We start from the raw sequence: 12,334 nt of genomic DNA, 5'->3' as shown, positions 1-12,334 counted from the left end.
ATTTATGTTTTCACTTATGTCTCTCTTTTCTCACTACCGCCGTTATGTGCTAGCGAGCCTGTGTTTATTGTTTTCTATGCCAAGCTTTGCCCAAAGTGTGATCACCTTACATGCCAACGGTAATTCAGCAGCAGTCACATTACATTACGCAGAACCCGTACGATTAGCCCAAGTTGTTAGTGATAGTCTCAAACAACGCACGGTTGCTACAGTCCCTTATTGGCTTGGTAGCAGCTTAAGCACCACCACCGAACCAAAAACCAAACAAGCCTTAATCACTCAACTAACGCAATTAAGCCAACAACACCGTGACGATGCTGCGGTTAGTGAAAGTTTTGCTAACACTGCGCAATGGTTACAACACCACATTCTTTACCAACGTCTGCCCGTTAATATTGATATCGATAAAGTGCGCTTAAATAAAGCAGATAATCCGTTATTAAACGGTGATTACCAACTGCAATTAGCCAATCGCCCAACGTCAGTAACCGTGATTGGTGCGATTGAAAAGCCACAAACACTTAACTGGCAGCCTCGTATGGCAGCGAAAGAATATTTAGCGCAAGTAACCCCTCTTGCCATCGCTGCAAATAGTGAAGTAACGGTTATTCAGCCTGATGGTGTGGTGCAACAACACCCCATTGCGTACTGGAATAATAATTATAAAGATATTGCACCAGGTGCGATCATTTACCTTGGCTATCAGTCGCTATTCAATGATTACAGTGACTTAAATCATGCTATTTCTTCAATGCTAATCAACAGGACGTTGTAATGAACTCTGTCACATCGGCTTCTCATCGCCTTCCTTTATTAGGCCAACGTCCTTTATTTGCTTTATCAGCATTGGCTATCGCGTTACTGCCCTTGTGTCATGCACAAGCAGATGAATTTAGCTACCCTCAAATGCGCTATTCTAATAGTGATTTTGGTGGTGTGGGTTTAATGCAAATGCCAACAGCGCGTATGCAACCTGAAGGCGAATTTACTTTTGGTACCACCATTAGCAGTGATTACCACCATTACTGGACATCTTTACAATTGTTGCCGTGGTTAGAAACCACCATTCGTTATACCCAAGTGCCGGATCTTTATTACAGTGGCGATCAAAGTTTTAGTGGCGATACGTTATATACCGACAAAGGTATTGATGCCAAAGTACGCTTATGGCAAGAATCTTATTGGTTACCTGAAGTGGCGATTGGTATTCGTGACCTTGGTGGCACGGGTTTATTTGATGGTGAGTTTATTGCTGCCAACAAACGTGTGGGACCGTTAGATTTCACCCTTGGTTTAGGCTGGGGCTACATTGGTCAGCGCGGTAATATCACCAACCCATTATGTAAAATTGATGATGCGTTTTGTGATCGAAACAATGGCTTTAAAGATAACGGTGGTAGTTTTGATACTGGTCGTTGGTTTAAAGGTAATGCCGCCCTTTATGGTGGTATTGAATACCAAACCCCATGGCAACCTTTACAATTAAAACTTGAATATGACGGCAACGATTACACCGATGATTTCCGTGCTAATCGTGGTCATGATATGACCCCAAAAACACCGTTTAACTTTGGTGCTGTTTATCAATTAACTGACTGGGCGACAGCGAACATCAGTTATGAGCGCGGCACCACAGTCAGCTTTGGTTTAAGTGTTAATACTAACTTTAACCAATTAAAAGCCAGCTGGTTAGATGAACCGATGCCAGCGGTAACAACAGCGCCAACAGCTAAGACGCTTACTACAGAGCAATGGCAACAGCTTGCTCAAGATGTAGAAGACATTGCTGGCTACAAAAATCCAACTATTTACCAAAATGGCGATGACAGCATTACTGTGGTTGCCGAGCAAGTTAAATATCGTGATCGCGATCAAGCTCAATTACGTGCAGGAATATTACTTAATAACCAAGCCCCGGCTGTTGAGCAATTCACTATCATTGAAACGGTCGCTAACCAACCGATCACTGAAACGGTATTGAACCGTAAGCAACTGCTGCAAGTAGCAAATAATGATTATATCGGCAGTCATATTGATGATAGCCGCACGACAGCTGCACCAACGAGTGTTCAAGGTCAGCAAATGGCAGATCTTAACCAAAACTGGAACGTCGGTATTGCACCAACACTACAGCAGTCGTTAGGGGGGTCTGAAGGCTTCTACATGTTTAACGTCGGGGTCACGGCCAGTGCTGATTATTGGTTTAACAACCACTTCACTGTCGGCGGCTCAGTTTATTTAAACCTTTACGATACCTACGATAAATTCAAATATGATGTGCCGCCAGATGGTACCCATAATAAGCGCGTTCGTACGCTTGTGCGTCAGTACATTACAGATAACACATTACGTATGAATAACTTACAGCTAACGTGGCTAGATCAAGTTTCTAGTGATTGGTATGCACAAGCGTATGCAGGTTATTTAGAAGTGATGTTTGGTGGTGTTGGTGGCGAGGTGCTTTACCGCCCTGTTGGCAGTAATTGGGCACTAGGGCTGGATGTTAATTACGTCAAACAGCGTGATCCCCATTCTGCATTTGGTTTCTTTAAAGATCAAAACCAATACGATGATCACCTTGGCCGTTCATATGAAGTTCAAACGGGGACTGCGACCGGTAATTTGACCGCTTATTACCAACCGCAATGGCAGTGGTTACCCAATACTTTATTAAAAGTCAGTGCTGGACGTTACTTAGCTGAAGATACTGGCGTAACTATCGATTTCTCGAAACAATTTGATAGCGGCATTATTGCCGGTGCTTTTGTTACCAAAACCAGTATGTCAGCAGAAGAATATGGTGAAGGCAGCTTTAACAAAGGTTTTTACATCTCGATTCCATTCGATATTTTAACCGTGAAACCAAGCACTAGCCGCGCTCATATTTCTTGGTTACCGATGAACCGTGATGGTGGTCAGATGTTAGGCCGTCAATATCATTTATATGACTTAACCGATGGCCGTCAACCATGGAGCGGACGCAAAGCGTTTAATAACTAAATGAGCATTGTAAATCGGCAACACATTTATGAGTTGTCGATTTTCGTCTCCATTTAACTCATTTTTATAAATAGTCATTTAACAGTCGTGCTTTGAAAGCAATTTAACACTTAACATATACTGCAAAGGGATATCAATATTCTTTACTAACAGTTTGTTACATTAAAAACGACATTTTAAATGAAACAGTGTTTAATTACTATGTCATTCAAAAAAAATGCATTATTATATATGAAAAATATATCCTAATAGCATTTGTTATTGTAGGGTATAGACAAGCACTTTCATATAATAGTGCGAAAATTACCGGCTTAAGTCGGATCTATTACAATTAGGAAAATACGGCAAATATTATGAAAAAAACTTTTCTAGTACTACCACTTGCTCTTCTTGTATCTGGCGCGGTAAATGCTGCAACAGATAACCCATTTTATGCTGGTGCTCGTTTAGGTAATAGCTTCTACGACATCAAAGACAGCACAAATAACATCGAGCTTGATAACACAAACCTTTCTGGTGGTGTTTTCGCTGGTTACCAAATCACACCTTGGTTCGCAGGTGAGATTGGTTACACTAACCTAGGTAGCGCAAGTGTTACTAATGGCCAAGGTAAATTTACAGCTCAAGGTGCAGACCTTGTAGGTAAGTTCTCTTACGCTATCAACGACAAAATCGATCTATTTGGTAAGCTAGGTGCTTTCTACTACGATTGGAACGCTAAGAATGGCGCAACTGCTGATGACAACGGTTGGGCTGGTACTGCGGGTGTTGGTGCTGAATACTACATCAACAACAACGTATCTACACGTGTTGAATACCAATACTACAAAGATGTAGGCGGTGCTGACATTCAATTCGCTGGCGTTGCACTTGCATACCACTGGGGCGCTCCAGCACCAGTAGTTGCTCCTGAAGTTGTTTACGTTGACCAAGTTTCTGTAGCAACTATTGACGAGCTAAAACTAACGGTTCCTTTCGCATTCGATAGCACTAAAATTACAACTGGCGATGCAAGCAAGTTAGTACCTTTCGAAGAGCGTCTAAACCAATACCCTGATGCAACTATTACTGTTGTTGGTCACACTGATAGCACTGGTCCTGAAGCATACAACCAGAAACTATCTCAAGAGCGTGCAGAAGCTGTTGCTAGCGCACTACGTACTCACCTAAATGTTGGTGCAGATCGCGTAATTAGCGAAGGCCGTGGTGAGCTAGATCCAATCGCTCCAAACAACACTGCTGAAGGTCGTGCTGAAAACCGTCGTGTTGACATCATCGTTCCTGAGCTAAACGTAGAAACAGTTACTCAAGTTGTTGCTGAGTAATTTCTACTGCTGATAAAGGTTAATCCTGCGTATTAAATACGAAGACAGGTATTGACGAATAATCCGCCCTAACTTCACGGTTATGGCGGATTTTTTTATAGAGCAGGGAAAAGCAGGTTTTTAGGGATGAGGGAAAGCAAGGTAAGCAAGGTAAGCAAGGTAAGCAAGGTAAGCAAGGTAAGCAAGGTAAGCAAGGTAAGCAAGGTAAGCAAGGTAAGCAAGGTAAGCAAGGTAAGCAAGGTAAGCAAGGTAAGCAAGGTAAACAAGGTAAACAAGGTAAACAAGGTAAACAAGGTAAACAAGGTAAACAAGGTAAACAAGGTAAACAAGGTAAACAAGGTAAACAAGGTAAACAAGGTAAACAAGGTAAACAAGGTAAACAAGGTAAACAAGGTAAACAAGGTAAACAAGGTAAACAAGGTAAACAAGGTAAACAAGGTAAACAAGGTAAACAAGGTAAACAAGGTAAACAAGGTAAACAAGGTAAACAAGGTAAACAAGGTAAACAAGGTAAACAAGGTAAACAAGGTAAATAAGGTAAATAAGGTAAATAAGGTAAACAAGGTAAGCAAGGTAAGCAAGGTAAGCAAGGTAAGCAGGTAAGCAAGGTAAGCAAGGTAAGCAGGTAAGCAGGTAAGCAAGTAAGCAGGTAAGCAAGTAAGCAAGTAAGCAAGTAAGCAGGTAAGCAAGTAAGCAAGTAAGCAGGTAAGCAGGTAAGCAAGTAAGCAGGTAGCAGGTAAGCAAATAATAAGAGCTGATATAAGGAAAATACAGTGTGTGGCAGAGCTAAAATCAAAAGCAAAAAAAAGCCCAACTCATTATTTAAATTGGGTTTTTATTTATATCTAAAATACGCTTTAATTATTGAGCACCAAAGCCAGTTAGCATGGTGCGAATAGTTTTAAATACAATATTAATATCTAACCAAAAAGATAGGTTTTTTATATAATATAAATCGTGTGCTAACTTCTCTGATGTCGATTCTGTATCATCAGCATAACCTTGAACAACTTGAGCCCAACCAGTGATACCTGGTTTCACCATATGGCGGTAACCATAAAACGGTATCTCTTGCTCAAACTGTTTAACAAAACTGTCTTGCTCAGGACGAGGGCCAATTAACGCCATATCCCCTTTTAGTACATTAAAAAATTGAGGTAATTCATCAATACGAACTTTACGAATAATCTTACCAATTCGAGTTACACGCGCCTGTTCAGCCGTAGCAAACTTATCTTCAGCACCCGCTTCTTTTACGGTCATGCTACGGAACTTATAGATTCTAAATAAGCGACCACCTTGACCCACACGCTCTTGTATAAACATCGCAGGGCCTGGGTTGAAGTGGCATAGTTAATTTGGCCACCTAGTTAGAGGTGATATCATCACCTCATAATTTAATAGGTGACACTATGACTAAAAGAATACGCCCTAATTTTACACCTGAATTTCGATTAGAATCAGCACAACTCGTTTTAGACCAAGGCTACTCTGTAAAAGAAGCTGCGGAAGCAATGAATGTTGGTAAATCAACAATGGATAAGTGGGTTCGACAGCTGAAAGATGAACGTGGTGGAATGACACCGAAAGCAACACCAATGACGCCTGATCAGCTTAAAATTCGTGAATTAGAGAAGAAGATTAAACGGATTGAAATGGAGAAAGAAATACTAAAAAAAGCAACCGCTCTTTTGGCCTCGGACTCATTCAAAACTTCATATTAGTTGATGAATTAAAAGCTTATTATCCTGTATCTATCCTTTGTCATGTCTTTGATATTCATCGCAGTAGCTATAAATATTGGACTAAACGGCCTAAAACGCAGTCAAAAGAGCAAGTGCTATTATCTAGTGAAGTGAAGGCTGCACATCGTGCCAGTAGTGGCTCTGCTGGAGCCAGAACAATTGCAGGTATCGTTACGACTAAAGGCGTGCCGTTAAGTCGATATAAGGCAACTAACATCATGAAACAACTAGGATTAGTCAGTTGTCAGGTTAAAAAACATCGTTATAAAAAAGTAGAAAATGAACATTTAAATATTCCCAATACATTAGATCGCCAGTTTGCAGTTACTGAGCCTAATCAGGTTTGGTGTGGCGACGTGACATATATTTGGTCAGGACAACGTTGGTTGTACCTTGCTGTTGTGATTGATTTATTTGCCCGTAAAGTGATTGGTTGGGCAACGTCAGGCTCACCCAATACAGATCTAACAGGTAAAGCCCTTTCGATGGCTTATGAAGTTCGAGGGGCGCCTAAAAGTGTTATGTTTCATTCAGATCAAGGCTGTCATTACACAAGTAAACAATATCGCCGATTACTTTGGCGGTATCAAATTACACAAAGTATGAGTCGACGTGGAAATTGTTGGGATAACGCCCCAATGGAACGATTTTTTAGAAGTTTTAAAACAGAGTGGATGCCAACTGCGGGTTATCGCTCATCGAATGAAGCTAAAGTGGCGATCACTGAATATATTATCCGATATTACAACCAAGTCAGGCCCCATCAATATAACGGTGGCTTGACGCCTAATGAATCAGAACGCCGATTTAATAATGAATACAAATCAGTGGCCAATTTTACTTGACCACTTCAGGTTCTCAAGCTTAATCAAAATAGCCGTTATAGCCATAATCGGTAACGTAATCGGAAACGTTGCGATAATAATTAATGACTCCCAAATACGTTTAAAAGTCATATAAAGCGGATTTGGTTGTAATGAACCAATCGCATTTTCCATTAAATGCTTAGTTTGAACCTTACCTTCCAGCATTTCACGAATACTTTCAGCATGGAAAACGGCGATATTATTTAAACTACAATCAGCAATAAATTTTTCACCTTCGGCTGATAAGTTACGATGTAGATCAACAACTAAGCTACCTTTAATATTACGAATATCATAAGGTTTTTTTAATTCGATTACCTGTACTCTTCCCTCTTTATTTAATGAATTAACATCGAAATTAGAAATAGCAAAGAGCACCAATCGTTGTGATTCTTGACGAATAATCGCTGTAAAAAATAGCCATGCAAAACTTAACAGCCAGCCGTAAAAAACAATACTACGAGAATATTCAATACGAACCATAAACATAATAGTTATAGCAATACCAAATACGCTAAGTAAAACGGGGAGAATATAAAACTTCCGTTCAACTAATAGATAGCTAGTAATACGTGGGAGTGTCATTGCTGTCGCTAAATAACAAATTCCAACCATCCACATTGAATTGATTACACTTTCTCGCCCATTAATAGGGGCGACAAACAACTGCAATACTACCAGAACAAAAATAATTCCTATGCTATGGCAAAGATAAGAATTTGATAATAACTTTTTCATAATAAAACTTTATCTACTCTAAGTTATACTGAATAACTCATATAGGGTTATTTTGATTTTTTAAATCCCAAATATGCATAAAAACAAAAATAATATAAGCTTTGTGCAACACTTAATTTTTCAATTTCTCGATATAATCGCCATTGATATTTAGCTGCATTTTTTTTATTGGAAGACACACTATTAGGCTGTATCGCTAAATAATCAGCAAGAATATCATCCAGTCCCCAAGCATAATCAACTTTTTTCAATATCTTTAACCACAATCCTAGATCCTGTCTCTTTGATATATTAGGCATATAAACTTTACCTAATTTATCAGCATCATAAATAGCAGTTAAACAACCTATACGATTACTCTTCAGCATATCAATATATGATACTTGTAATTTTGGATGATATGCACTGAGTATATTACCCATTGAATCAATTCGATTATATGCGGTATATGATAGTGCAATATTTTTTTCTTTCATAAATGAAATTTGTTTTGTTAACTTTTCAGAGTGCCACAGATCATCACTATCTAAAAATGCTATATATTGCCCTTTTGCTTTTTCTATAGCAATATTTCTTACAATAGCGGGTCCTGCATTCCAATTTTGTTTAATAAGTTGTATACGTGAATCTATACTCATATACTCTTCAATAATCTGACAAGAATTATCCGTTGAATTATCATCAACAATAATCATTTCCCAATCAATTAGTGTCTGATTAATAACTGATTTTATTGTTTTTCTAATCGTCAATGCAGAATTATAAGATGGTGTAATAATCGATACTAAAGGTTTTATGGGCATATTAATTCTCAACTAATGTCATCTAAATATAAGTTAGACAAATGATTTTATTACATTCTTTATTGCATTTTTTTTATAAATTATTTTTATCTTCTTTATACAAAATAGAACATATAATAAATTACCTCTAATTAAACCATTGGCAGCCTTGAACATTTCTAACTTTGTTTTAAGCTTCATTGGCGTAGAGTAAAAATCTTGTCCTGATGAAATAAGAGGATGATAAGTACACACCTTGCGTGTCTTTATAATTTCCTTGCCCTTATCCAACAAATTACACGCAAAAATATACTCCTCACCAGAAACGTATTTAGCACCTAACCCAAAATTTTCATTAAATCTAATGCCATTAAGTAGATCTACTTTTATAATCATATCAATTGAAGAAATAGATGCTGCAGATATTTTATTTATATTTTGTTCTTTATTACCGGGAAGATATTCAATTTCTTCATGAGAATGTGACACAACCAACATCGATAATTTAGGATGTTTTTTCAAATAATCTTCAACATAAATCAAAGCAGAATCATGAATTCCAACATCATCATCCATAATCCATAAATATTCAGCATTTGTATTTTCAATCGCTAAATTCCGGCTTTTTGATAAACCAACAGTATTAGATTTTATATAACGAACATTTTTAGGTAATGTTTGTATGTAATCACTATAATCTACATCATTTGAAATCTGATGTATTATAAGATAATTAAAATCATCTCGAAACTTAGGATTGTAAATGCCATCATTTAACGTTGATATAGCGACTTCAATATTTAGTGTTGAGTCTAACATTATAACGCCTCCCAGCACTTAACATACTTATCTGAAACTTGTTCCCAAGTTAATAATTTATTATCAATATCTTTTCTTTCTTTTGCATTATATTGCAATATAATTGCTTCTTCTAATTGTTGTTTATTATCGACAACTATATAACCATTAGATAATGTGATAAATTCATTGATACCGACTAGATTAGAGGTAATAACATAACATTGAAAATTTATAGCATCTGCGACAGCTAAAGAAAAAGATTCGAATTCACTATATTGAATAAATATTTTCGATTTCGACAATGAATCAAATACTATGTCTTTATTACAAAAACCAAAGTCTTTAACAAAAGAAAAACTATTTATTTTACTTGAGTCAATTCCATGCTCTCCAAAAAGATTAACTTTGATATTTAAATCATGTTTGTCATTTATTTCTTTAATTACTTCACAAACTTCAAAATGTCTTTTTTCTTTACGACCACCACCTATAAGTGTAATTAAATTTTCTTGTTTTAATATAGTTGATTTGGCTGTAAAGTTAACACCATTGGGTATTACAATTACTTTTTTATTTATTTTTGCTTTTTCTGCCAACAAGTTTGATACTGGCATAATCTTATTTGCACATCTCTGTTGTATTAATTCAAAAATTCTTCGATGTGATGCTACTTTTCTAAATTGTGACTCCATGCTAAGGCTACCATGCATAGTCATTGATGCTTTTTTTCCACATAATAGTGAAAATAGCATAAGCATCACTCCAAGAAATGATACTCCAGAAACATGAACAACATCTATATTATGAATTTTCTTTACAATAGAAAAACTTATTTTTGTCGTGGATTGAAGAAACTCTACTTGATTACTTTGGTTTGACTTTTCAATACTATTTCTAACATTAATATCAACAGTACTTGGCCCATTACCTTTAATAAAATCACCAATATAAAGCACTTTCATTAGTTCTTTAGACTCCGCTTAATTAATACATATGCAGTAGCCAAAATTAGCCTTATTGATTTACTTAGCGGATATTTCACCAAAACTTTATATATGTTTTTTATGGTAAAAATTGCAGCAAAATGGAAGGCTGTTTGTTTTAAAATCTCCGTAGTTAACATATCAAATTTAAGATTTGTATCAATTAAATCAAAAACACCCAATGGACTATTTTTTAGTAACTTTTGATATGAATCACTCAAGCCATTAGGCAAATATTCACCGGAAACTACCTCATAATTAAAACAATTAGCCTTTTCCATATAAAATATTTTATTAAAAACAACTGATTCAGTAACAAACTTCTCATTCTGATGCTCAGGAAACTGATATTTTATTAATATATCTCTTTTAAATACAAATAAACGATCTCCACGAATACCTAAAAATTCGTCTAATGTATAAAGCTTTTTTTTGAAATCAGACGATTGAGTGATAGCATGTTTGAAAATTGATATTGACGAATAACTATTTTTTATAATTATATCTAAACCATTAGGTAATAAATAATCATCACTATCAATAATTGTTATATATTCACCACGAGCATGAGAAAAACCAACATTTAAGGCTGTATGCTTTCCTCCATTTTCTTTTTTTATATATTTAATTACTAATCTATCATCAGCAATAAATTCATTAATAACGCCTTTAATATTATCAACTGAACCATCATCGACAATAATCCATTCTGTTTTTAATAATAATTCTTTATCATTATCCACAATACTTTCGTACAATACTTTTATTTCTTTTTCTCTATTATATACAGGTGTTATTATTGAAATAAACATTTAATACCTTTTAATTCTTTAACATATTGAATAGGATTAAATATTAACATATAAGCTTTAGACTGCGTTATAAATAACATTCTAGATTCTTTAAATATAATTAGTGATAAATAATTTGCAATTAAATATGCAACAAATGAAGATCCAACAGCACCAATAATACCAAATGTAGGAATAGTATATAAATTCAACCCTATATTAACTATCGCAGCTAGAATAGTTTTTACTATTTCAACCTTATAGAATTCATTTGCATACAGATATCTTGATGTAAATGCACCAGAGAAAATAAACAATGAACACCAAATATGGAATGATAATACTAAGCTAATATTATTATTTTCCCCATATAATGATGATGTCAAATATGGTGCAATTAACATTGTTATAAATGAACCAATGATACAAAATATAGTTACTGTCGTAATGGCTATTTTAATAAATTGAAGTTTATCATTATTAGTTAACTTTACTATTTTCGGATAGAATGTATTAGCTAGAATGCCTGCTAAAATAAATATTGATGTAGATAATCTTGTCGCTGCAGAGAATTCGCCAGTCGCTGTATTACCAATAAAGTATTTAATCATCAATACATCAGTTTGAGTAAATAACATAACACTTAATGTCGATAAAATTAAACTTACACCAACTTTAGAATATTCCTTACATTTATTTTTATTAATGGAAAAAACATATGAAGCCTTAAAAAGGTATTTATTTACAAACCATGAAACCACAAATTGAATAACATAATATATAGCATAAATAAACAATACATATTCTTTATTTTTAATTAAATCTAAATAAACACTAATAACTGGTATAAAAATCAAAAAACTAATGACGACTGCAATAGTTCTATACTTGGATTCGACTAAAGCTGAATAATTCCAATAAAAAGATTTTGATAATATAATAAAAAAATTAGCTATCAAAATTGATGTTATTGCATTTTTAATAATAATATCACTATTATCAAACACAATTAATGATGTTATCATAACAAAAACAAATCCTATAAGCTGGATTATTATTCCAGAATATATATACTCACCCGTTTTATTTTTATTATTAACAATATCTTTTATTACAATAACATCAATTCCAAGAATGAATATTGATATTATAATCGTTACCATATTTAATGTATAAGCCCATTGACCATAATTACTAATACCTAATGTTTGTACATAATATGATGCCATCCATATTTGAAAAACAAGCATAGCCACCCTATCAAAAAGAATAACACCAATATTTAACAAATACTTTTTCATTA

The 12,334-nt window shown here is 35.1% G+C and carries 11 protein-coding genes and 1 pseudogene; 4 read left to right on the top strand and 8 right to left on the bottom strand.

Annotated features, from left to right (window positions below; all coding sequences use genetic code 11):
- Positions 1 to 4 precede the first annotated feature (4 nt).
- The 3 genes from ACJZU6_RS05815 to ACJZU6_RS05805 all read left to right on the top strand — a co-directional run bounded on the left by ACJZU6_RS05815 (position 5) and on the right by ACJZU6_RS05805 (position 4,325).
- On the top strand, positions 5 to 775 hold the full coding sequence (locus tag ACJZU6_RS05815; protein ID WP_408900772.1) for a capsule biosynthesis GfcC family protein: 771 nt from the start codon (positions 5 to 7) through the stop codon (positions 773 to 775).
- Entirely contained in the window at positions 775 to 3,000 is a 2,226-nt protein-coding gene (locus tag ACJZU6_RS05810; protein ID WP_408900771.1) for a YjbH domain-containing protein, read from the top strand. Before ACJZU6_RS05815 ends, ACJZU6_RS05810 begins: the two co-directional genes overlap by 1 nt.
- Positions 3,001 to 3,353: 353 nt before the next feature.
- Entirely contained in the window at positions 3,354 to 4,325 is a 972-nt protein-coding gene (locus ACJZU6_RS05805; RefSeq protein WP_080158040.1) for an OmpA family protein, read from the top strand.
- A 120-nt stretch (positions 4,326 to 4,445) separates the two neighbouring features.
- Here the strand turns inward: ACJZU6_RS05805 and ACJZU6_RS05800 are convergent, their stop codons facing one another.
- Both ACJZU6_RS05800 and ACJZU6_RS05795 read right to left on the bottom strand, forming a co-directional pair.
- Positions 4,446 to 5,069 (bottom strand): hypothetical protein, encoded by a 624-nt coding sequence (locus ACJZU6_RS05800; RefSeq protein WP_408900770.1) that lies wholly within the window; start codon positions 5,067 to 5,069, stop codon positions 4,446 to 4,448.
- Positions 5,070 to 5,186: 117 nt separating this feature from the next.
- Positions 5,187 to 5,666 (bottom strand): annotated as a pseudogene (locus tag ACJZU6_RS05795) (sugar transferase); the annotation flags it as partial.
- 71 nt (positions 5,667 to 5,737) lie between these two features.
- On the opposite strand from ACJZU6_RS05795, the gene ACJZU6_RS05790 reads away from it, so the two are divergent.
- Positions 5,738 to 6,915, top strand: a protein-coding gene (locus tag ACJZU6_RS05790) for an IS3 family transposase (RefSeq protein ID WP_408900069.1) whose coding sequence is annotated in 2 segments (ribosomal slippage) — positions 5,738 to 5,996 and positions 5,996 to 6,915 — 1,179 coding nt in all. Because the reading frame shifts where the segments join, the coding sequence is not laid out codon by codon here.
- On the opposite strand, the gene ACJZU6_RS05785 is transcribed toward ACJZU6_RS05790, so the two are convergent.
- From ACJZU6_RS05785 to ACJZU6_RS05760, 6 genes are read right to left on the bottom strand one after another with little or no spacing between them, the layout of a single operon-like run.
- The gene (locus ACJZU6_RS05785) at positions 6,895 to 7,674 is read right to left on the bottom strand and encodes a hypothetical protein (RefSeq protein ID WP_408900769.1); all 780 of its coding nucleotides are present in this window, start codon (positions 7,672 to 7,674) and stop codon (positions 6,895 to 6,897) included. The two genes, ACJZU6_RS05790 and ACJZU6_RS05785, sit on opposite strands and share 21 nt — an antisense overlap.
- Positions 7,675 to 7,721: 47 nt before the next feature.
- Complete coding sequence (locus tag ACJZU6_RS05780) at positions 7,722 to 8,477, bottom strand: glycosyltransferase family 2 protein (RefSeq protein WP_408900768.1); 756 nt, start codon at positions 8,475 to 8,477, stop codon at positions 7,722 to 7,724.
- Between the two features lie 33 nt (positions 8,478 to 8,510).
- Positions 8,511 to 9,275, bottom strand: coding sequence for a glycosyltransferase family 2 protein (locus ACJZU6_RS05775; RefSeq protein WP_408900767.1), 765 nt, complete (start codon positions 9,273 to 9,275; stop codon positions 8,511 to 8,513).
- Positions 9,275 to 10,219, bottom strand: coding sequence for a glycosyltransferase family 4 protein (locus ACJZU6_RS05770; protein ID WP_408900766.1), 945 nt, complete (start codon positions 10,217 to 10,219; stop codon positions 9,275 to 9,277). Before ACJZU6_RS05770 ends, ACJZU6_RS05775 begins: the two co-directional genes overlap by 1 nt.
- The gene (locus tag ACJZU6_RS05765; RefSeq protein ID WP_408900765.1) at positions 10,219 to 11,052 is read right to left on the bottom strand and encodes a glycosyltransferase family 2 protein; all 834 of its coding nucleotides are present in this window, start codon (positions 11,050 to 11,052) and stop codon (positions 10,219 to 10,221) included. Before ACJZU6_RS05765 ends, ACJZU6_RS05770 begins: the two co-directional genes overlap by 1 nt.
- Entirely contained in the window at positions 11,037 to 12,332 is a 1,296-nt protein-coding gene (locus tag ACJZU6_RS05760; protein ID WP_408900764.1) for an oligosaccharide flippase family protein, read from the bottom strand. The genes ACJZU6_RS05765 and ACJZU6_RS05760 overlap by 16 nt, the downstream gene beginning before the upstream one ends.
- Positions 12,333 to 12,334 lie beyond the last annotated feature (2 nt).

Origin of the sequence: Photobacterium piscicola, assembly GCF_046058925.1 — a bacterium.
Lineage (GTDB): Bacteria > Pseudomonadota > Gammaproteobacteria > Enterobacterales > Vibrionaceae > Photobacterium > Photobacterium piscicola.
This window is presented reverse-complemented; position numbering and strand designations above follow the sequence as displayed.

Excerpts from the sequence above, each read along its gene's own strand:
- ACJZU6_RS05775 (WP_408900767.1), bottom strand. The coding sequence starts at position 9,275 with ATGTTAGACTCAACACTAAATATTGAAGTCGCTATATCAACGTTAAAT.
- ACJZU6_RS05765 (WP_408900765.1), bottom strand. The coding sequence starts at position 11,052 with ATGTTTATTTCAATAATAACACCTGTATATAATAGAGAAAAAGAAATA.
- ACJZU6_RS05760 (WP_408900764.1), bottom strand. The coding sequence starts at position 12,332 with ATGAAAAAGTATTTGTTAAATATTGGTGTTATTCTTTTTGATAGGGTG.
- ACJZU6_RS05810 (WP_408900771.1), top strand. The coding sequence starts at position 775 with ATGAACTCTGTCACATCGGCTTCTCATCGCCTTCCTTTATTAGGCCAA.
- ACJZU6_RS05770 (WP_408900766.1), bottom strand. The coding sequence starts at position 10,219 with ATGAAAGTGCTTTATATTGGTGATTTTATTAAAGGTAATGGGCCAAGT.
- ACJZU6_RS05785 (WP_408900769.1), bottom strand. The coding sequence starts at position 7,674 with ATGAAAAAGTTATTATCAAATTCTTATCTTTGCCATAGCATAGGAATT.
- ACJZU6_RS05780 (WP_408900768.1), bottom strand. The coding sequence starts at position 8,477 with ATGCCCATAAAACCTTTAGTATCGATTATTACACCATCTTATAATTCT.
- ACJZU6_RS05815 (WP_408900772.1), top strand. The coding sequence starts at position 5 with ATGTTTTCACTTATGTCTCTCTTTTCTCACTACCGCCGTTATGTGCTA.
- ACJZU6_RS05805 (WP_080158040.1), top strand. The coding sequence starts at position 3,354 with ATGAAAAAAACTTTTCTAGTACTACCACTTGCTCTTCTTGTATCTGGC.